This window comes from Sphingobium sp. B12D2B, assembly GCF_025961775.1.
Taxonomy (GTDB): domain Bacteria; phylum Pseudomonadota; class Alphaproteobacteria; order Sphingomonadales; family Sphingomonadaceae; genus Sphingobium.
Genome location: NZ_JAOQOH010000001.1, coordinates 2,724,473 through 2,744,707, shown reverse-complemented (window position 1 = coordinate 2,744,707; position 20,235 = coordinate 2,724,473). Strand labels below are relative to the sequence as shown.

At 64.7% G+C, this 20,235-nt stretch carries 16 protein-coding genes; 14 read left to right on the top strand and 2 right to left on the bottom strand.

Translation table 11 applies throughout. The features are described from left to right. Positions 1–177 precede the first annotated feature (177 nt). The 14 genes from M2335_RS12975 to M2335_RS12910 all read left to right on the top strand — a co-directional run bounded on the left by M2335_RS12975 (position 178) and on the right by M2335_RS12910 (position 17,140). Entirely contained in the window at positions 178–3,084 is a 2,907-nt protein-coding gene (locus M2335_RS12975; RefSeq protein ID WP_264594943.1) for a TonB-dependent receptor domain-containing protein, read from the top strand. A 111-nt stretch (positions 3,085–3,195) separates the two neighbouring features. After that, a complete protein-coding gene (locus M2335_RS12970) occupies positions 3,196–5,349 on the top strand; it encodes an acetate--CoA ligase family protein (protein ID WP_264594942.1) in 2,154 nt (717 codons plus the stop codon). A 3-nt stretch (positions 5,350–5,352) separates the two neighbouring features. Then, positions 5,353–6,153: a crotonase/enoyl-CoA hydratase family protein gene (locus M2335_RS12965; protein WP_264574657.1), complete on the top strand. Its 801-nt coding sequence runs from the start codon at positions 5,353–5,355 to the stop codon at positions 6,151–6,153. A 3-nt stretch (positions 6,154–6,156) separates the two neighbouring features. Further along, on the top strand, positions 6,157–7,329 hold the full coding sequence (locus M2335_RS12960; protein ID WP_264594941.1) for a thiolase family protein: 1,173 nt from the start codon (positions 6,157–6,159) through the stop codon (positions 7,327–7,329). 5 nt (positions 7,330–7,334) lie between these two features. After that, positions 7,335–7,760 carry a Zn-ribbon domain-containing OB-fold protein gene (locus tag M2335_RS12955; RefSeq protein WP_264594940.1) on the top strand — a complete coding sequence of 142 codons (426 nt, stop codon included), beginning with the start codon at positions 7,335–7,337 and terminating at the stop codon, positions 7,758–7,760. 246 nt (positions 7,761–8,006) lie between these two features. Beyond that, positions 8,007–8,735, top strand: a complete 729-nt coding sequence (locus M2335_RS12950) for an SDR family oxidoreductase (protein WP_264594939.1) — start codon at positions 8,007–8,009, stop codon at positions 8,733–8,735. Positions 8,736–8,854: 119 nt separating this feature from the next. Then, positions 8,855–10,189, top strand: a complete 1,335-nt coding sequence (locus M2335_RS12945; protein ID WP_264594938.1) for an MFS transporter — start codon at positions 8,855–8,857, stop codon at positions 10,187–10,189. Then, a complete protein-coding gene (locus M2335_RS12940; protein ID WP_264594937.1) occupies positions 10,186–10,944 on the top strand; it encodes an HD domain-containing protein in 759 nt (252 codons plus the stop codon). The genes M2335_RS12945 and M2335_RS12940 overlap by 4 nt, the downstream gene beginning before the upstream one ends. 108 nt (positions 10,945–11,052) lie before the next feature. Further along, positions 11,053–12,063 carry a protocatechuate 3,4-dioxygenase gene (locus M2335_RS12935; RefSeq protein WP_264594936.1) on the top strand — a complete coding sequence of 337 codons (1,011 nt, stop codon included), beginning with the start codon at positions 11,053–11,055 and terminating at the stop codon, positions 12,061–12,063. 26 nt (positions 12,064–12,089) lie between these two features. Continuing rightward, positions 12,090–12,764 (top strand): RraA family protein, encoded by a 675-nt coding sequence (locus tag M2335_RS12930; RefSeq protein ID WP_264594935.1) that lies wholly within the window; start codon positions 12,090–12,092, stop codon positions 12,762–12,764. Further along, positions 12,761–13,417: an RraA family protein gene (locus tag M2335_RS12925; protein WP_264594934.1), complete on the top strand. Its 657-nt coding sequence runs from the start codon at positions 12,761–12,763 to the stop codon at positions 13,415–13,417. Before M2335_RS12930 ends, M2335_RS12925 begins: the two co-directional genes overlap by 4 nt. Positions 13,418–13,429: 12 nt before the next feature. Beyond that, on the top strand, positions 13,430–14,428 hold the full coding sequence (locus tag M2335_RS12920) for an amidohydrolase family protein (RefSeq protein WP_181558959.1): 999 nt from the start codon (positions 13,430–13,432) through the stop codon (positions 14,426–14,428). An 834-nt stretch (positions 14,429–15,262) separates the two neighbouring features. Beyond that, complete coding sequence (locus tag M2335_RS12915; protein WP_264594933.1) at positions 15,263–16,546, top strand: reverse transcriptase domain-containing protein; 1,284 nt, start codon at positions 15,263–15,265, stop codon at positions 16,544–16,546. Further along, entirely contained in the window at positions 16,547–17,140 is a 594-nt protein-coding gene (locus M2335_RS12910) for a hypothetical protein (RefSeq protein ID WP_264594932.1), read from the top strand. It begins immediately after the preceding gene. 174 nt (positions 17,141–17,314) lie between these two features. Here the strand turns inward: M2335_RS12910 and M2335_RS12905 are convergent, their stop codons facing one another. Continuing rightward, complete coding sequence (locus tag M2335_RS12905) at positions 17,315–18,433, bottom strand: sensor domain-containing diguanylate cyclase (RefSeq protein ID WP_264594931.1); 1,119 nt, start codon at positions 18,431–18,433, stop codon at positions 17,315–17,317. A gap of 418 nt (positions 18,434–18,851) precedes the next feature. Then, on the bottom strand, positions 18,852–20,126 hold the full coding sequence (locus tag M2335_RS12900) for an aromatic ring-hydroxylating dioxygenase subunit alpha (protein WP_264594930.1): 1,275 nt from the start codon (positions 20,124–20,126) through the stop codon (positions 18,852–18,854). Positions 20,127–20,235 lie beyond the last annotated feature (109 nt).

Here is a 20,235-nt window from a genome sequence, read left to right as displayed (position 1 = left end):
CCGCCGGCAAGCCTTGGTTTCCGGGGCATTGGGCCGTCATCCACGCACCTGTTAAAACCCGGCGACCCCAAAAGATAATATAGTATCATTGTTGTTGACACAGCCTTTATGACGCTTAGTCTCGGGCACAATGAAAGGCCGGCAGGCGCAAACCTGCGGCAACAAATAGGAGGGGATATGTCTCGTCGAACATGGTTGCTCGCGTCTGCTGCCGCGTGCACATTTGTCGCCCTGGGGTCTGCCCCGGCGCTCGCGCAGGATGGGGCGGCGCCCCAGGCGCAGGATAACGATGCGCAGGTGCGCGATATCATCATCACCGGCTCGCGCGTGAAGCGCGATGGCTTCCAGGCGCCCACGCCGCTGGTCGTCGTGACCTCCGAGGCGATTGCAGAGCGCGGCGCGGCGAATGTGGGCGACTATCTCAATGAGGTGCCGTCCTTCCGCCCGAGCGTCAGCAACCAGACGAACACCCAGTCGTCCAACCTCTCCGGCGCGACCTTCGCCGATCTGCGCGCGCTGGGGAACATCCGTACGCTGGTGCTGGTCGATGGCCGCCGCCATGTGCCGACTGTGCCGACCGGGCAGGTCGACCTCAACCTCATGCCGACGGTGCTGATCGACCGGATCGACGTCGTCACTGGTGGCGCCTCCGCCGCTTATGGGTCGGATGCCATTTCCGGCGTCGTCAACGTCATCATGAACAACCGCCTGACCGGCCTGAAGGGCGATCTTTCCCTGGGTCTTTCCGAAGAAGGCGATAATTTCGAGCGCCGGGTAGGCCTCGCATTCGGCAGCCCCTTCGCGGACGGGCGCGGGCATTTCACCATCGGCGGCGAATATGTGAAGTCCGATGGAATCGGCAGCTTCGATGATCGCGCCTGGGGCCGTCGCTACGAGGAATCCGTCTCCTTCGCGGCCAACCGTCCGGCCGGCGTGCCTTCCCGCTCATTCGAGAGCGGCGTGCGCTTCGTCAACTCGCTCATCGGCGGCGTCATTCTCGGCAACAATGCCGATACGAACCCGGCCAATGGCGTCGATGCCCTGCGCGGCATCTGGTTCCCGGCGTCCGGTCAGGTCGGCACGTTCACTTATGGCAATGAGAGCGGCGGCTCATCCTACAATATGTCCAGCTCGCAGGGCACGCCGCCCCGTCTCGGACATACGCTGGTGCTGCCGATCGACCGTTATGTCGTGCGTGCGAACCTCAATTATGAGCTGAGCGACTCCGTCGGCATGTTTGTCGAAGGGAGCTATGGCCGGTCCGGGTCCGATTATTCCGGCCCGATGCCGCGTGACACCGCGGTCAGCGGTCCGCGTGCGGTGGTGATCCAGCGGGATAACTATTTCCTGCCGGCGCAGGTCGCGACGATCATGGACGCAAACAATATCACGTCCTTCGTCATGGGTCGGTCCAACCCCGACTTCTCGTCCACCCAGATCGTCAACTTCAACAGCACCTATCGCATCGTCGGCGGGCTGAACGGCAACATCAGCGGATGGAACTGGGACGCTTACGTCCAATATGGCCAGAACAAGCTGGAATCGCAGATCCGCAACATGCGCATCCAGCAGAACTTCATCTGGGCGCTGGATGCGATCCAGCTTCCCAATGGTCAGATTGTCTGCCGCAACACCGTCGCGCGGGCGCAGGGCTGCCAGCCGCTCAACCTGTTCGGCGCCGGCGCGATGTCGCAAGAGGCAATCAACTATGTGAACGGCACGCAGTTCCAGTCGATCACGACCAGCCAGTTCGTGGGCGCCGCCAATATCAGCGGCGAGCCCTTCTCGACCTGGGCGGGGCCGGTCTCGCTCGCGGTCGGCGGTGAATATCGGCGGGACAGCGCCGAAAGCGTCGTGGATTCGCTCGCGGCCGCCGGGGCGTACAACTTCTCGAACCCCAAGCCCTATGAAGGCGCGTTCACGACCAAGGAAGCCTATGCCGAGGTCGTGGTGCCGCTGGCCCGCGACGTGCCCTTCTTCAAGTCGTTCGATCTCAACGGCGCGATCCGGCACACCAATTATGAGGTGTCGGGCGGCGTCACGACGTGGAAGATCGGCGCGACCTGGGATGTGGTCGATGGCGTCCGCCTGCGCACGACACGCTCGCGGGATATCCGTGCACCCAATGCGGCGGAGCTGTTCTCGGTAACGTCCACCCAGTCGACCCTGCGCAATCCGTTCAGCGGTGTGTCGCGGTCCTACACGGTGGTCTTCGCGCCCAGCGAGACGCTGGCGCCGGAGAAGGCGAACACCTTCACGGTCGGTGCGGTGTTCACGCCCACCTTCCTGCCCGGCTTCTCGGCCTCGGTCGATTTCTACAATATCAAGATCGACGGGGCGATCGCGAGCTTCCCGGCGCAGCAGATCATCGACAATTGCTATGCCGAGATCCAGGGCGGCACGCCGGGGGCCTTCTGCGCCACCACCTCGCTATCCGGCACCGGCACGAGCACGGAAATCAACTCCGTGACCGTCCAGTTGCTCAACCTTGCCTCGCTGGAAACGCGCGGCGTGGACTTCGAGATGGTCTACCGCTTCAATGCCGGGCCGGGCCGGGTCACGACGCGCCTGTTCGGCACCTATGTCGCTGACCTGATTTCCGACGACGGGCTGGGCGTTGCACCGACCTATAATGCCGCCGGGATCATCCAGACGCGCGGCAGCCGCATCGACCGCGCGGGGCAGTTGGGCGGGTTCACCTCCGGCCTCAACACCGGCGCGACCAGCGTGCCGCATTGGCAGCTCAATGCCAGCCTGGGCTACGAGACGGAGAAGTGGGGCACCACGCTCAACGCGCGCTGGATCGACAAGGGCATTGTGGACGCTACGCTCGTACAGCCGGGCGACCCCGACTATAATGCGGCCTCGCCGATTTCGGTGGGCAATATGAACGTCGCCTCGCGGCTGTATCTGAACTGGACCGGCAACGTCACGCTCATGCAGCGGGGCGACAAGAAGGTGCAGCTCTACGCCGTGGTCAACAATCTGCTGAACAAGGAACCGCCGTTCCCCAGCACGCAGGTGGCCGGCTTCTACGACCGCATCGGCCGCGCCTACAAGGTTGGCGTCCGCTTCGCCTTCTGACCGTTCGGTCCGTGGCCGGGAGCAGCATCCCGGCCATGGTCCGGCTTTTCGATATGGGGGCCGCGCTCGCGCGCCCTTTTTCATGGCCCCCTCAGCATGAATGGTGATCCTATGTCTGCGACCGATCTTTCCCCCCGGATCAAACCTGTGCGGGGAGCCGATGCGGTCGCCTTGTTCATGCGCCCCCGCTCGATTGCGGTCATCGGTGTGTCGGCCAAGCCCAAGACGGCGGGGCGGACGGTGCTGGCCAATCTCCAGCTCAACGCCTTTGATGGCGATGTGTATGTCGTCGGCCGGGCGGAGGGGGAGATTGACGGCTATCCCGTGACGCAGAGCATCGACGATCTGCCTGAGGGCGTCGATCTGGCGGTGTTCACGCTCCCGGCGGCGGGTGTGAAGGACGCGCTGGAGGCCTGCGTGCGGCGCGGCGTCAAAGCCGTCACGGTCTTTTCCTCGGGCTTTGCCGAGGCGGGTAACCGGGCGGGGCAGGATGAACTGGTCCGCATCGCCTATGAGGGCAATGTCGCGCTGCTCGGGCCGAACTGCCTCGGTTACACCAACCTTGTGAAGGGCTTGCCCATCGGCTTTGCCAACGCCCGCAAGGTCGCCAGGCTGGCACCGGACGATCCCAATCCCGCCATTGCCATGGTCTCGCAGAGCGGCGGGCTGATGGCCTATGCCAGCACCAATCTCGCCGCGCGGCATCTGCCGATGGCCTATACCGTCTCCACCGGAAACGAGGCGGGGATCGGCATCCCGGATTTCATCGATTTCTTCGCGCAGGATGAGGCGACCAAGGTCATCGCCCTGTATCTCGAGGAAGTGCGCGATCCGCAGGCCTTCCTCGCCGCGGCCCGGCGCGCGCAGGCGGCCGGCAAGGCGCTGGTCGCCATTCATCCGGGCCGGGGCGAGAAGGGCAAGGCCGCGATCCAGTCGCACACCGGCGCGCTGGCGGGCGACTATGCCACCATGCAGCTCCATCTCGATCGCGCCGGTGTGGTGCTGGTCGAGACGCTGGAGGAGTGGGTCGATGTGATCGAGCTGCTGGCACGCTATCCGGTCGCGCCGACCAAAGGCCCGGGCGTGCTCACCTTCTCGGGCGGCTTCTGCGCCATCGCCCATGATTATTTCGAGGCGTTGGACATGGAGATGCCCGCCCTTACCGAGCAGACCCGCAGCGAACTGGCGCCGCAACTCCCCGTCTTCATCCCGCCGCGCAACCCGCTCGATCTCGGCACGCAGGCGATTTTCCAGCCGGAGCTGATCCCGCTCGGCACCAATGCGCTGATGGCGGATGGCAATGTCGGCAGCGTGCTGATCGCCATCAACAGCGGCACGGCTGCCTCGCAGCGCGGCTATGGGCCGATGTTCATCGATAGCCTCAAGGGCAAGGATCTCCCGGCGATCATGGCCTTCCCGGCGCCGGAGATGGACCCCGATTTCGAAGCCTCGGTGCGCGCCAACCGCCTGATCCTCAGCCGCTCCATCGAGCGGTCGATGACGGCGCTGTCTCGCGTCACGCGCCATGGCCGCTCGCTGGAGCGCTCGGCGCGCTCGGTCACCCACACGCCCTTTGCCGATTTGCCGACGCTGGGCAGCGGCCCGCAGCCCGAATGGCTCGGCAAGCAGCTGCTGTCCGCCATGGGCATCCGCGTGCCCGCCGGCGGCCTCGCCACGACGCTGGAGGAAGCCGAGGCGACCGCCGCCAAGGTCGGCTACCCGCTCGCCATCAAGGCGCAGGCCGGCGCGCTGGCGCACAAGACCGAGGCTGGCGGCGTCATCCTCGGCATCCGAGACGCCGACGAGCTACGCCGCGCCTGGGACGATCTCCACGCCAATGTCGCCCGCGCCCAGCCCGGTCTGGTGCTGGATGGCATACTGGTAGAGAAGATGGCGCCCAAGGGCCTGGAACTGATGATCGGCGCCAAGCGCGATGCCAAATGGGGGCCGGTCGTGCTGGTCGGCCTCGGCGGCATCTGGGTCGAGGCGCTGGGCGATGTGCGCCTGCTCCCAGTCGACATGGCGCAGGACGATATCGTCGCCGAGCTGATGAAGCTGCGCAGCGCCAAGCTGCTCAAGGGCTTCCGGGGTTCGCCCCCGGTCGATGTGCAGGCGGTCGCCCACACCGCCGCGCTGATCGGCCGCCTGATGGAGACCATGCCGCAGATCGAGGAGATCGACCTCAACCCCGTCTTCGTGCATCCCCAAGGGGAAGGGCTGACGGCCGTCGATGCCCTCATCATCACCGCTGCGGAGGGGAACTGAACCATGAGCGAGACGCTGGCGACCTATGAGCTGGATGGCGAGATCGCCATCGTCGGCATCAACCGCGCGGCCAAGCGCAATGCGGTCAACACGGAGGTGATGGCGAGTCTGCACGCGGCGTTCGAGCGCGCCGCGTCGGAAGCGCGTGTTGGCATCCTCTTTGGCCATGGCGGCAATTTCTCGGCCGGGCTGGATCTGGCGGAAGCCGCCTCGCGCATGAGTGGCGCCAATCCGCCCAAGCCCTGGGAGCGCGGCCGCTGGACGGTCCCGCTCGATCTCGTCGCGCGCGGGCCGATCCCGTGGATCGCCGCGCTGGAGGGCGCCTGCATCGGCGGCGGGCTGGAGATCGCCTCGGCCTGCCAGGTCCGCGTCGCCGACGAGAGCACCTTCTTCGCCCTGCCGGAAGGCAAGCGCGGCATCTTCGTGGGTGGCGGCGGCGCCGTGCGCATTCAGGGCTTGATGGGCTATGCCCGCATGGCCGACATGATGCTCACCGGCCGCGTGCTGAGCGCCGCCGAGGGCGAGCGCGCCAATCTCTGCCAATATGTCGTGCCCAAGGGCGAGGCGATGGCCAAGGCGAAGGAACTGGCGGCCAGCATCGCCAGCAATGCCCCCAACACCAACTGGGCCGTGTGCGCTGCGCTCCCCCGCATCGGCGACATGAGCCACAGCGACGGGCTGTTCTTCGAGGGGCTGATCGGCGGATCGGCCCGCAGCAGCGAGGGCACCGACCGCATCCGCGCCTTTGTCGAGCGCGGCGAGAACAAGGTCGCCGCGCCGCCTTCCGACCCGACGAAAGGCTGAACCATGGCGCTGCGCGATAACGCCATTGTCGGCTATGCGGAAACCAGGATCGTCCTGCGCAGCGAGGTCGACGTCTGGGAGCTGGGCGCCGAGATCCTCGACGGCATTCTGGAGCAGACCGGCTTCGAGAAGGGCGAGATCGACGGGCTGATCCTCTCCTCCTCTTCCACCGGCGCCGGCAACATCTTCTGGTCGCAGACCACGGCCGATCAACTCGCGCTGGAGCTGGATTTCTGCCAGACGGTGGACATTGGTGGCTCCTCGCCCGTGGGCGCCGTCGCCCGCGCGGCGGCGGCCATCGATGCCGGGTTGTGCACCACCGTCCTGTGCCTCTTCGCCGATACCGCCGTCGCCGAGAATAATGGCCGCCCGCGCTCCTATGGCGCGGAGTGGACCACGCCTTATGGCTATCTGGGCGCGCCCGCCGCCTTCGGCATGTTGAGCCGCTATTATCATGACCGGTTCGGGCTGGACGAGCGCGCGCTCGGCAAGCTGGCGGTGGCCCAGCGCGAGCACGCCCTGCGCAACGACAAGGCCTGCGAGAAGCTGCGCACGCCGATCACGGTCGATGATTATGTGCAGTCGCGCATGATCAACGACCCGATCCGCCTGCTCGATTGCGTCATGCCGTGCGATGGCGCCAGCGGCGTGCTGGTCACCAGCCGCAAGCGCGCCGAGCAGCGCGGCCTCACGCGCTGCGCCGTGCTGCGCGGCTATGGCGAGCGCACCAATCTCGGCGCCGCATCGGCGATTGTCGATCCCACCGTCACCGGCCACCGGCAGGCGGGGGAGCGGGCCTTTGCGCAGGCGGGGCTCACCCCGCGCGATATGGGCTCCTTCCATCCTTATGACGACTTCATCATTGCGATCATGATGCAGTTAGAAATGCTCGGCTTTTGTGCGCACGGGCAGGGCGCGGCATTCATCCACGAGACCGATTTCCTCTTCTCCGGCGATCTGCCGCTCAACACCGGCGGCGGCCAGATTTCCGCCGGGCAATGCGGTCTGGCGGGTGGCGGCACCAATCTCGTCGAGGCGGTCCGGCAGCTTTTTGGCGATGGCGGCGCGCGGCAGGTGAAGGACCGCCGCCATGCGCTCGTCACCGGCATCGGCGGCATTCCCTATGGGCGGAACTGGAACACCAGCACCGCCCTCATCCTCACGTCGGAGGGCTGAGGCGCATGGCCGATCTCAACGATCTCCTCGATATCGATCGCCCGCTGCCGCCCGAGCGCAGCTTTTCGCGCCCCTATTGGGAAGCGACGCGCGAGAAGAAGCTGCTCATCCAATATGATCGCGTCGCCCGCGCCTATCAGTTCTACCCGCGCCCCACGAGCATCTACACCGGTCGCCGCGACACTCTGGAATGGCGCGAGGTTTCCGGGCGCGGCACGATCTTCAGCTACACCATCGTCCGCCGCGCCCGCCCGCCGTTCCGCGACAAGGAGCCCTATGTCGTCGCCATGGTCACGCTGGAGGAAGGCGTGAATGTGATGAGCAACGTCATCCATTGCAGCGAAGCCGAGCTGAAGACCGGGCTGGCGGTGAAGCCCTATTGGCATCCGCTGCCGGATGGTCGCCACCTGTTGCTGTTCGAACCGGCCTGAGACTTCGCCGTCCAATCCTCTTTTGAATGGCCAGAGCGACGACGCCTGCTTAGGCTAGGCGATATCGAAGGTTTGAGCGAAGGTCTGACACCGCGCTAGCACCCCTTCGTCATTCCCGCGAACGCGGGAATCCAGGTCTACGCCTGCGCCTAGACGCAAGGTCCAAGCTGGATTCCCGCGTTCGCGGGAATGACGAGGGAGAGGGCAAGCCGGTGCACTCGCCGCCCACAAGGGAGAGGACGCATAATGAGTTACATCAAGGGCAAGGTCGCGCTGGTCACCGGTGCCAGCTCGGGTCTCGGCGCGGCCATCGCAACCGAATTTGCCGCAGCCGGGGCCTCGCTGATCGTCGGCGCACGCCGCAAGGCACCGCTGGATGCCTTCGTGGCGGAGGTCGAAGCGCAGGGCGGGCAGGCGCTCGCCGTGCAGTGCGATGTGTCGCAGGAGGCCGATGTGCAGGCGATGTTCGCCGCCGGCCTCGCGCGCTTCGGGCGCATCGATATCCTCATCAACAATGCCGGCATTGCCGATCATACCCCGACCGACGAGCTGTCCTTCGCGCGCTGGTCAGAAGTGATCGACACCAATCTCAACGGCGCTTTCCTGTGCGCGCGGGAGGCGTTGCGGATCATGAAAGGACAGGGGGCAGGCCGGATGATCCACATCGGCAGCCTCTCCGCGCAGGTGCCGCGCCCGAACACCATTGCCTATGCCGCGAGCAAGTTCGCGCTGGCGGGCATGAACCATTCCCTCGCCATCGATGGGCGGGACCATGGCGTCGCCTCGTCCATCTTCCACCCCGGCATTGTCGGCACCAATCTGGTGCAGAACATGCAGGAGGGCGATCCGCGCGACCGGATCAACGCCGATGTCGCGGCGCGCGCCGTGCTGGCCATGGCCGATCTGCCCGATCATGTGAACTTCGTCGATGGCACGATCCTGCCGCTCAATATGCCCTTTCTGGGCCGCGGCTGACCGCGCCCGATATTGTTGTTTCAAGCAACGGAGTTGTTGACAGGTCGATAGGATGCATGGGAAGCTGAGCCGATAAAAAAAGCATGAATCGGCAAGGCTGGCTACGGAGAGGACAGGCGATGGCCACGACACCCGCGACAGGCAAATACTATCCCGGCTGGTGGGTGGTGGCTGCCGGATTCATCATCTTCTTCTTCTCCTTCGGCGGCCCGACCTACTCCATGTCGCTCCTCTATAATGAGGTGATCGCGGAGTTCGGCTGGACCCGGGCCGAGGCCACCGGCATCTATGCGTGGAAAGGCCTCACCGGCGCGCTGGTCGCCATTCTCGTCATCGGGCCGGCCGTGCAGCGCTTCGGGTTGAAGCCGGTCTTCCTCACCGTGCTGATCATCCAGGCGCTGGGCTTCTTCACCTTCCTCAACGTCAGCTCCATCGCCACTTACTTTCTCGCCGGCTTCCTCATTGGCCTCGGCCAGGGCGCAGTGCTGCTCTGCATCAAGCTGATGGTGGCGCGCTGGTTCATGCGCAATGTCGGCTTTGCCGGGGCGCTGGCGCTGGTCGGGTCGAGTGCTGGCGGCGTGGTCTTTCCCATCGTCATTGCCGCGCTCATTCCCGAGATCGGCTGGCGCATGACCTATGCGCTGATTGGCGTGTCGATCCTCGCCGTCTCGGTGCCGCTCGTCCTGTTCGTCAAGCAGAACCCGTCGGAAGAAGATCTGCTGCCGGAGACCGCCAATGCCAAGGGCGTGCTGCCCAGTGCCGAGGTGGCGGCGGCGACGCGCGCGGCGGACATCCCGATGAGCTATGCCGAACTGGTGCGCAAGCCGATGTTCTGGGGCATCATGGTCGGCGTGCTGATCATAGCCGGCGTGGATCAGGGCCTGTTCCAGAACATGCAGCTCTATTTCGTGCAGGAAGTCGGCCTGACCCGCGAGACGGCGGCGTGGCTGCTCTCGCTCACCTCGGCCATCGGCCTTGCCTCCAAATTCATCGCCGGCAAGTTCTTCGATGTCTATTCGGTGAAAGGCATCGCCGCCTGGTATCTGCTCATCGCCGCGATGGTGCTGCTCGCCTTCCAGGTCTCCAGCCTCTCCACCGCGATCATCTTCATCTGCGCGCTGGGTCTCGCCCATGGCGGACTGGTGTGCGAGGGGCCGGTGCTGGCCAAGCATGTCTTCGGCCCGCGCAACATGGACAAGGTTCTGCCCATCGTCACTGGCTGCTTCGCACTCGGCTCGTCCATCGGCCCGGTGACGCTCGCCTATATCTACGATGTGAACGGCCATTATGTCTGGGGCTTCGCGCTGTTCGCCGCCATGGCGTTCTTCGCGGCGTTCCTGCTCACCTTCGTGCGGCCGCTCTATCGGGACCGGCTGCGGGCCGCGACGCAGACCGGCGTGGGCGAGGGGGTGGCAACGCCGCCGGCCGTCGCCAAGCCCTCCGCCGCGCTATGAGTGCGCCGGATCTGCACAGCCTCCATGCGCAGGCCGACGCGCTGGAGGAGGAGATGAGCGAGGCGCTGGACGCGATCATCATCAAGTCCACCCTCTACCAGTCCGGCGATGTCGATCCGCGCCTGCCGCGCCCACCCATCGACAATCCGCGCCGGCTGCCGTTTCTGATGGGGCCGGACCCGCGTCTGCCACCGATGCCGGAGAAGCCGACTTTGGTCGATTTCTTCCGTCATCGCTTCGGCCCTTCGGCGCATGTCCTGCAAAGCGCGAAACTAGCGCGCGATGCCGGGCATGACGAGAAGATCGTGCTCGCCTGCCTGCTGCATGACATCGCCGTCACCGGCTTTATCCGCGCCGATCATGGCTATTGGGCGGCGCAGTTGATCGAGCCTTATGTCGATCCCGAAGTCAGCTGGGCGGTGCGCGAGCATCAGGTGGTGCGCTTCTATCCCGATGAATCGGTCGGCTATGACTATCCCGAAGCCTATATCCGCTTCTTCGGCGCCGATTACCGGCCCGATCCGCATATCGACCGCGCCTATCAGCGCGCCCGCAACCACAAATGGTATATGAGCGCCCGGCTCGTCACGCTCAATGATTTCTACGCCTTCGACCCCAATGTCGTCGTGGAGATCGAAGAGTTTACGGACATCATCGGCCGCAATTTCCGCCAGCCGGAAGAAGGGCTTGGCTTCGATGACAGCCCCTCCGCGCACATGTGGCGCACCATCATGATGCCGACGCGCTTTCTCTGAACAGCCTTGTCGAAAGCGCCCGCCATCGGTTGCTAACCGCATCGATATTGTTTACTGAGTCTACAATTATATGCCCGAGCGGCAACAATCTGGGAGCGGAGCGGAATCATGGCAGAGATCGTGCTGGGAATGTGGACATCGCACGGGCCGACCCTCTCGACCACGCCCGAGCAATGGACCCTGCGCGTCGCGGCCGATCTCAAGCGCCAGCACCCTTTCCGCGGCGCGGAATATAGCTTCGATGAGCTGGTCACGCTGCGCGCGGGCGAAAATCTCACCGAGGCCTGCACGCTGCCGGAGCGCGAGCGCCGCTCGGCCGCCTGCCAGAGCGCGATCACCGACATGGCCGACCGTTTCGCCGCCGCCAAGATCGATGTCGCCGTCATCATGGGCAACGACCAGCGCGAGCTGTTCCTGGAGGATGTGACGCCCGCGATCACCGTCTATCTCGGCGAGACGATCTGGGACCAGCCCGCCACCCCCGAGCAGGCCGCGCGGATGCCGCCGGGCATTCATGAGGCCGAGTGGGGCCACAGCCCGCCCGAGCGCCGGGATTATCCCTGCCAGCCCGAGCTCGGCATGCACGTCTGCAAGTCCCTGGTGCCGCAGGGCTTCGATCTTGCCGTCTCCAAGAAGCTGCCCGAGCCCGCCGGCCACTGGTCGAGCGGCGCGCCGCACTCGCTCGGCTTCATCTATCGCCAGATCATGCGCGACGCGGTCGTGCCCAACCTGCCGATCCTCATCAACACCTTCTTCCCGCCCAACCAGCCCACCGCCCGCCGCTGTTTCGAGCTGGGGCGCGAGGTCGGCAAGGCGATCCGCAGCTGGAAGCAGGATCTGCGCGTCGCCGTGTTCGGTTCGGGCGGGATGAGCCACTTCGTCATCGACGAGGATTTCGACCGCATGTTCTTCGAGGCGCTGCGCACCCGTGACGCGGAGACGCTCTGCGCCATCGAGGACAAGCACCTCCAGTCCGGCACCTCGGAGCTCAAGACCTGGATCGCCGCCGCCGGCGCGCTGTTCGACACCGATCTCACCGGCGACGTGGTCGGCTATGAGCCCTGCTACCGCTCGGAAGCCGGCACCGGCACCGCCAATGGCTTCGTCGCCTGGCAATAAGCCAACGCGTTTTCAAAGGACGGATGATGACAGCAACAGATCCCCATGTCGCGCGGCTGCGCCAGCTGGATGCCTGCGCGGTGTCGGACACGCTGGACAAGCTGGGCCTGGCCGGCTGCGTAACCGGGCTGCGCTCCGCCTCGCCGGGCCGCCGCATCGCCGGGCGCGTCCACACCGTGAAGCTCCAGGCCGGCAATGCCCCTGCCGATCGCCCGCCCGTGCATCTGGGCGCTGCGGCCATCGACGCCAGCGGCCCGGATGATGTGATCGTGGTCGAGCAGCGCACCGGCATCGACGCCGGCTGCTGGGGTGGCATCCTGTCGCGCGGGGCGCAGCACAAGGGCGTCGCCGGGGTGATCTGCGAAGGCCTGGCCCGCGATGTGGATGAAGCCCGCGAGATCGGCTTCCCGGTCTTCTGCCGAGGCTACACGGCCCGCACGGCCCGCAACCGCGTCTATGAGGATGCCACCGATGTGCCCGTCACCGTAGGCGACTTCACCGTCGAACCGGGCTTCTATGTCATCTGCGATTCCAGCGCTGCCGTCTTCATCGCGCCGGCCGACATCGCCCGCGTGCTCGATGCCGCGGAGGAGATCGTCCGCCGCGAAGGCGAGATGACCCGCCGCCTCGCCACCGGCGAGAGTGCCAGCGCCGTGCTCGGCGCCAATTACGAATATATGCTCAAGGGCGACCATCAATGACCGACGACCGCAACGTCACCCGCGCCGCCGCGCTCGATACCGCAACCTTGAGCGATGCGCTCGACCGGCTCGGCATCGTCGGCCAGTGCTACCAGATCGCCGGGCGCGACCCGGATTTACGCATGGCCGGCCGCGCCTACACCATGCTCTGCGGTCCCGCCTCGACGCCCCCCGGCACCGTCGGCGATTATATCGACGATGTCCCCCCCGGCCATGTCGTCGTCATCGACAATGGCGGCCGCGAGGATGCCACCATCTGGGGCGATATCCTCACCGAGATCGCGCATCGCCGGGGCCTCGCCGGCACCGTGATCGACGGGATCAGCCGCGATGTCTCACTGTGCCGCGCGCTCGGCTACCCCGTCTTCAGCAAGGGCCACTGGATGCGCACCGGCAAGGATCGGGTGCAGGTCGAGGTCACCAACTGCCCGGTCAATATCGGCGGCGCCCGCGTCGCCCCCGGCGATATCCTGCGCGGCGACCCCGATGGCGTGATCGTCATCCCGCAGGCGCATGAGGAGGCCGTCCTCGCCGCCGCCGAGGAGATCCACGCCGCCGAGGAGAGCATCCGCGCCGCCTGCCGCACCGGCATGCGCCTCGATGAGGCCCGCGCGCAGTTCAAATATCACAGCCTTCAGACACGTCAGAAATAAGGGGATCACCCGATGATCATCGACTGCCATGGTCACGTCAGCGCTCCGGTGGAGCTTTGGGCCTATAAGGCGAGCCTGCTCGCGCATCGCGGCTCGCACGGGCGCGGGAGCGTCAAGGTGACGGACGAGCAGATCATTGCCGCCGCCCACCACAAGGAGACCTGGCCGGACGGGCACATCGAGCTGCTGCACAATCACGGCACGGACATGCAGCTCATCTCGCCGCGCCCGTTCCAGATGATGAACTCGGCCAAGCCCGCGCGCGTCGTCCACTGGTTCTGCGAGGAGGTGAACACCCTCATCCACCGCCAGTGCACGCTCATCCCGGAGATGTTCATCCCGGTCGCCGGCCTGCCGCAGGTGGCGGGCGAGCCCATTGAGAATGTCTTTGCGGAGATGGACCGCTGCGTCGCCATGGGCTTCAAGGGCTTCCTGCTCAACCCGGACCCCTATGAGAATGGCGCCGAGGAAGCCCCGCCGCTGGGCGACCGCTACTGGTATCCGCTCTACGAGAAGCTGTGCGAGCTGGATCTGCCCGCGCATATCCACGCCACCGGCTCCCAGTCCGAGCGCTCGCCCTATTCGCTGCACTTCATCAATGAAGAGACGATCGCCACCTATAACCTGTGCACCTCATCGGTGTTCGATGATTTTCCGCAGCTCAAGGTGGTGGTGAGCCACGGCGGCGGCGCCATCCCCTATCAGCTCGGCCGCTTCGAATCCCAGTCGCGCCGCACCAAGCACCTCTTCTCCGAGCGCATGGCCAAGCTCTATTTCGATACCGTGCTCTACACCGAGGGCGCCCTGCGCCTGCTCATCGAAACCGTCGGCCCCGAGCGCTGCCTGTTCGGCTCCGAATGCCCCGGCGTCGGCTCCACCATCGATCCCGCCACCGGCAAGCAAATGGACCACATCGCCCCCTTCATCCAGAAATTCGACTTCCTGAGCGACGCCGACAAGAAGCTGATCTTTGAGGATAATGCGCGGAAGGTGTTTAATTTGGAGGTTTGAGGGGGAGCAACTTAACGGTTACCTTTCGCCCGATTTCGATTCTCCCGCGTCGCTCCGGAGTTTCCGCGCGCAGACCTGGCTTCTACCAATTTGGAACAGTTACAATTCCTACCCGCCCAAAATCGCAGGTTCGCGGATCAGAAGGATGGGGTGGTCGACATCCGGTGCGTCGGCGCGGGCTTGCGACCAACCCACGACGTTCGTGTCAGTGTCGCTGATGTTCCGGTTCCCGGAGGAAGCTACCGATCGGGTGTTACACCAAGCTAAACCGGTCGTGACAGTGTTCCCCTTTTCTTCTCATCGGAACTCATGTACAAAAGGAGGGCTGACTTGGCCCTTATTTCCGCTTGGCCCCTTGCGGGTGCAGGTTCGGAAGGCGGGGACAATCGCGTGGCGATGAGCCTCGCGGTGCAGGTCGATGCTTCGGCGACACTGATCGTCGGCGCTTCGCCTGAAGGACGCCCGCACGCCTCGGCCTTAACGTGCGAGACTGGGGTTCCGTCACTGGCGGCCTGCCGAACAGTCTCCGAACATAAGTGTGGGCCAGGGCGGCGAGCCGCGCAAGGGCTTGACGCGCCGAAAAAGCTGCTAAGCTGGACCGGGGAGTTATTGTGATGTGTGGACGCGGAGTTGGTTCGGCGCGCTCGACGGGGTTATCCTGCTTGATCGCGACCGTTTGGTCACTGGCCCTTATTTCCGCTTGGCCCCTTGCGGGTGCAGGTTCGGAAGGCGGGGACAATCGCGTGGCGATGAGCCTCGCGGTGCAGGTCGATGCTTCGGCGACACTGATCGTCGGCGCTTCGCCTGAAGGACGCATCTGGCCGGGGGAAATCAATGTCGGCAGGCCCCACAGCTAGGCAACGCAGCTACAAATCGCTGTGCAGACGCGTACGCTCGACACAGGTCCTCGTGCGGGCTTGGCACGCCATCCGGCGCAATGCCGAGACCTCAAGGCAGGAAGCAACCAAGGATAAGGCCAAGCTGTTCGGGGAAGACCTGCCAAGGAATCTTCGTACGCTCCAGACACGATTAAAGGCAGGCTATCATTTCGCCCCGGCTTATGGCGCCACGCCGCCTAAGGGGAAAGGCAAGGTCGGCAAGCGGCCGATAGTTGTCGCTCCCTTGGAGGACAGGATCGTCCAGCGGGCAATCCTCGATGTGCTGCAGGAAGCGACTGAGATCACCGGCGTGCAGCGGGTTCTGGGGACCCCGACTTCGATCGGCGGCATAAAGGGGCGCGGGGTGGACCATGCAATTGCCATTTTCGACGAACGGGTGAAAGCTGGCGACCGTTACGTGGCAGGGTCTGACATTTCAGGCTTCTTCACGAAGATACCGCGCGAAAGTGTACTGGCCTTCCTGCAAGCGGAGGGGGTCGAGGCGGATTTTCTCCAGCTTGTACGCGACGGCCTGTCCGTCGAGCTGTCGAACGCCGACAAGCTGAACGGCGACGACCTGAAGATGTTTCCGACCGGAGCCGATGGCGTCGCACAGGGTTGTCCCCTGTCGGCGCTAGCAGGCAATATCGTCCTTGAGGCATTCGATACAGCGATGAACGGCCGTGGCATCACCTGCATCCGCTACATCGATGATTTCCTTGTGATGGGAAAGACTCGCCAAGCAGTCGACGCGGCGATGCGCGCTGCCGAAGCGCTACTCGGCGAGTTCGATATGAAAATCTATGATCCTATCGCATCGCCCAACAAGGCGTTTGCGGGGAACGTCGACGAAGGCCATGCGTTTCTCGGCTATGAACTGCGGCCTGGCAGCTATCCGCCCGCGCTTGGCGCACGGGCGAAGCTGCACGAGCAGATTGCCGCGCTGATCAAAAGTGGACAGAAGGCGATCACCAAGGCCGTGTCGGGTCGCGCGCTGACCAGCCAGGATCGGTGCTACGCGCAGACCCTTGTCCAACTCGATCACACCATTCGCGGCTGGCGCAATTCGTTCAGGAGTTCGAACTGTCCCGAAATATTCGATCAGTTGGACCGCGAAATAGATCGCCGATTGCACGATTTTCGGTCGTTCTACCTCGACAAGATCAAAAACCGAACTGCGGCACAGAAGCGCATGGCGGCGCGGGTCTCGCTGCTCGCCGATCAGGTTGAAGCCGCTTAGATGGCGATGCGCAAGCGCCAGGTCGGAGGCGACCCTTGCAAGCACACTGCCATCATCGGCGATGTCGAGACGATGTGGCAGAAGCTCGTCTGGGACATTCACCAGTTTGACCAGATTCAGCGCGGCAATCCAGATCTCAGGGAGCCGCTCGGCTTCGCCGCGATTAACGTATGCATCGCCGCCGCCAGCCTCGCCGACTGGACCGTCGCCCACGTCGTGACGCGTCGGCGCGATGCGGGACAGCCGAGCACCGACGCCGAAGTGCGCGAGCATATCTATGCCCATGTGCCGCAGCAGGCAATGTGCGAAGCAATCGCAAACACTGCGAAACATGCCCGCCTGAAAGGCGGTCTCTGGCCTAATGGGGAAGTCCGGATCGATTGGGAAGATGCGAGCGAAGACAACCCGCCAGGCTTCATTCTTCGCCATGTCCACCCCGATGGCATACAGAGTATAGCGCTCAACGCCTTTGGCGTTCTCCAGCGCAACTGGTGGGGCGAACTCCAGAATCTCGGATTTCCCTTTTCTGGCGATATCGGCAAGTTCGAATGGTGGCAGCGACATGTCGAGACGATTTTTGGCCGTCGCAATTAGGGGGCGGGCACTTCCGACTCATTATTGCTGAATGCCGCTCGCACGTTGGTCTTCTCAAACGGTGGGCTTCAGGAAGCGTTTTCGAGCGGTCGAAGCCTGCAATTGTCCACGCCCAAACGAAACGCCCGGCCAGATCACGCCAGCCGTGCCGTGCTATCAGTCACCCGCTGGCTATCACGCCGCCAATCCTGCGACGCGATCCCGCCCCTCCGCCTTGGCGTGATACAGCGCCTTGTCGGCCCGGACGACGGCAGGCTCGAAGGCTGTTTCCGCCGCCGTCACCTGCGAGAAGCCGATGCTGACACTCCATGATCCTGGTGCGGCGCCAGCGGCGCGGCATCGGCTCATCAGTGCCTCGACGATCAGGCGTTGCCCTTCGCAACTCGCTGGCAGCAGCAGGATGAATTCGTCGCCACCGATGCGTGCGAGAGCGCCGTCTTGTGCCTGTGCGATCCGCCCCGCCTCCTGCGCAATGCCGCGCAAGACGGCATCGCCTGCTTCATGGCCGTGCAGATCGTTGACGGCCTTGAAATGATCGACATCGATCGCGACGACGGCCGCGCCAGGCGCGAGCAGCCGCCGCTTCTGCACCTCCAGGCCCGCCCTGTTCCACACGCCGGTCAGCGGATCGCGAAGCGCTGCGGCGCGCAGCGCGTCCTGCGCCTGATCGATTGGCAGAACCAGCAAACCAAGATTGATGATGCCGAGCAACGCCTGATCTGCGAGCAGCGGCAGGCTGCCCAGCGAGTGGTCGCCCGAGAGCACGCCCAGATGGCCCACCAGCGAAATCAGGAATATGGGGATGTAGGCGAGCAGGCCTGCGCCTGCGATCCGCTGCCCGCGCAATGGCCCCGAGATCATGGCTGTCCCATTGATCGCCATGGCTGCGGTCAGGCCGAGGACATCGGCGATGCGGGGGATTTGGGAGTCTGCCGGGAGCCAGCCTTGGGCCATCAGCAACAGCGGCCCAAGATGGGCAACGCCGATGACCAGCGCCGGCAGCGCCATCCACGGCGCGAGCACGGGCTGGCCCTCGAACCGGCGAACGCCCATGACGGAGACCGTGTTGCTGAACGCGAGCATCATCAACAGCACTGTCGCAGCGCCCATGCCGCGCTCACCCCACAGGGCAAAGCCGATCATCACACCGCCGTAGAGAAGCGCGCTTGCTGACCAGAACAGCAGATAATCATCCGCTTTTCGACCACGCCAAAGCAGCAGAAATACGATGCCGAAGGCGCTCGTATTCACGAGGCTGCAGAGCTGCAGCGTGTCGATGTCCAGCAAATTCATGATTCATCCGATCTTAAAGCTCTCCTGTCCGAGATCGGGTTAACAATGCGTGATGCCTGCGCATTTCATCGCAGCCGAACACCGCGTTTTGAGATCAGCCGTTCAACGGGCGCAAGGGGCGCGGACATGGCCCGACGGGGTGGGCGCGGTTGGGTATCGGGCGGACGGAGCGCTCGGCTTACTCCGCTTATCGCCGCCCTGAGCTCCTGCCTGCGCAGGAGCACGGAGGATGAGAGCCAAGCTTCACGCCCGCCCAGTACCCCCAGTGCTCCTGCGCAGGCAGGAGCCCAGGGCGCACCGGACGAACCTCGCAGCCATGCGGCATCCCCCCAAACAAAAAGCCCGGCCAGATCACGCCAGCCGGGCCAGTCTGATGCCGAGAGAGGTCGGCTGATCGCGCGCGCGCCGTCCGCCGCCCTCAGGCGTCGACATAGCCCTTATTGTCCTGGCTGATGCGCATCGCCTCCTGCTGCAGCTTCAGCACATGCGCGGGCTGGCCATATTGGAAGATGAAGCGCTTGAGGTGCATCGCGCCGCCGGCTTCGATTTCCTCCGCGGTCATGCCCTCCATCACGGCGTCGCGGTGGATGGTCGGCAGGGGGATCGCCTTGTTGATCGCGGGGTCGCGGATGATCGCCTTGGGGTCTTCGCCGCGGCCGATCTTCTCCATGTCGCGCAGGAACTGGCGGCGCATCATGCCGATGCCCTTGTCGCTCAGGCCGAGATTTTCCTGCGTCCGGTCCGAGATGGTGCCCTGGCCGATCCAGGCGACGAAATCCTGGTTCATCACATGGCTGGTGATCCACTCGCCGCGCTCGTCCTTGATCGGGCCGAACCAGACCGGGATGGATTGCTGCACATAGGGCTCGGCATCGCGCGGCACGCGGGTGAAGAACCAGCCGACGCTCATCATCGTCTCATCGTCGATGGGCACGCGGAACTCGAAATGGTCGCCGGTGAACATCGCATTGGGCCACAGGCAGGCGCGGCCGATGGTCCACAGCGGGTTGGTCTCGTCCGTGTCCTCGCGGATGCGGTTGTAGGTGAAGCCATAATCATATTCGCGGAAGTCGATTCTAAGGTGCTTGGGGCCATAGGGGCCGGTCTCGCCGCGCAGGCGCTTGCTCCAATTGGCGTGCATCCACTCGAAGTGGATCGGGTCCATCGAGTTTTCCTGCCCCTGCAGCCAGTTGCACGGCAGCTCGGAGATCACGATCTGGCGGAAGCCGTTCTTCCACGAGAAGGGCTCCCAGTCCGGCAGCTCGGGCGCGGGGAGGGGGCCCATATAGGCCCAGAGCAGCCCGGCATGGGCGCGGACCGGATAGGCCTTGATCCGCACCTTGTTCTTGTAGCGCCCCTGCGGATTGGCGGTATCCTCGAAGGGCTGCTCGGTGCAGGCGCCTTGCGCGTCGAACATCCAGCCATGATAGCTGCAGCGCAGCCCGTCGGGCTCCACCATGCCGCAGGCCATGTCGGCGCGGCGGTGGGGGCAGTGGCGGTCCATCAGGCCGAACTGGCCGGAGAGGTCCTTGTAGAGCACCAGGTTCTCGCCCATGATCCGCACCGGCTTGGTGGCGCGCGTCTCGAACTCGCTCTCGCCGGCGATGGGGTGCCAGTAGCGGCGCAGCAGCTCGCCCATCGGCGTGCCGGGGCCGACGCGGGCCAGCTTTTCATTCTGTTCTGCAGACAGCATGGCGCATCCCTCCTTGGTCATCTGCCGGGAATCCGTGGGGGACGCCCGCGGACTCATGTCGTCTTTGCCAAATCGTTGTCATAGACAACAAAGTGCGTCAAGCCCGTGT

What these genes read in the sequence shown, in the direction of transcription:
- M2335_RS12935 (WP_264594936.1), top strand. Translation starts at nt 11,053, where the DNA reads ATGGCAGAGATCGTGCTGGGAATGTGGACATCGCACGGGCCGACCCTC.
- M2335_RS12955 (WP_264594940.1), top strand. Translation starts at nt 7,335, where the DNA reads ATGGCCGATCTCAACGATCTCCTCGATATCGATCGCCCGCTGCCGCCC.
- M2335_RS12965 (WP_264574657.1), top strand. Translation starts at nt 5,353, where the DNA reads ATGAGCGAGACGCTGGCGACCTATGAGCTGGATGGCGAGATCGCCATC.
- M2335_RS12920 (WP_181558959.1), top strand. Translation starts at nt 13,430, where the DNA reads ATGATCATCGACTGCCATGGTCACGTCAGCGCTCCGGTGGAGCTTTGG.
- M2335_RS12970 (WP_264594942.1), top strand. Translation starts at nt 3,196, where the DNA reads ATGTCTGCGACCGATCTTTCCCCCCGGATCAAACCTGTGCGGGGAGCC.
- M2335_RS12945 (WP_264594938.1), top strand. Translation starts at nt 8,855, where the DNA reads ATGGCCACGACACCCGCGACAGGCAAATACTATCCCGGCTGGTGGGTG.
- M2335_RS12975 (WP_264594943.1), top strand. Translation starts at nt 178, where the DNA reads ATGTCTCGTCGAACATGGTTGCTCGCGTCTGCTGCCGCGTGCACATTT.
- M2335_RS12900 (WP_264594930.1), bottom strand. Translation starts at nt 20,126, where the DNA reads ATGCTGTCTGCAGAACAGAATGAAAAGCTGGCCCGCGTCGGCCCCGGC.
- M2335_RS12950 (WP_264594939.1), top strand. Translation starts at nt 8,007, where the DNA reads ATGAGTTACATCAAGGGCAAGGTCGCGCTGGTCACCGGTGCCAGCTCG.
- M2335_RS12905 (WP_264594931.1), bottom strand. Translation starts at nt 18,433, where the DNA reads ATGAATTTGCTGGACATCGACACGCTGCAGCTCTGCAGCCTCGTGAAT.
- M2335_RS12940 (WP_264594937.1), top strand. Translation starts at nt 10,186, where the DNA reads ATGAGTGCGCCGGATCTGCACAGCCTCCATGCGCAGGCCGACGCGCTG.
- M2335_RS12915 (WP_264594933.1), top strand. Translation starts at nt 15,263, where the DNA reads ATGTCGGCAGGCCCCACAGCTAGGCAACGCAGCTACAAATCGCTGTGC.
- M2335_RS12925 (WP_264594934.1), top strand. Translation starts at nt 12,761, where the DNA reads ATGACCGACGACCGCAACGTCACCCGCGCCGCCGCGCTCGATACCGCA.
- M2335_RS12930 (WP_264594935.1), top strand. Translation starts at nt 12,090, where the DNA reads ATGACAGCAACAGATCCCCATGTCGCGCGGCTGCGCCAGCTGGATGCC.
- M2335_RS12960 (WP_264594941.1), top strand. Translation starts at nt 6,157, where the DNA reads ATGGCGCTGCGCGATAACGCCATTGTCGGCTATGCGGAAACCAGGATC.
- M2335_RS12910 (WP_264594932.1), top strand. Translation starts at nt 16,547, where the DNA reads ATGGCGATGCGCAAGCGCCAGGTCGGAGGCGACCCTTGCAAGCACACT.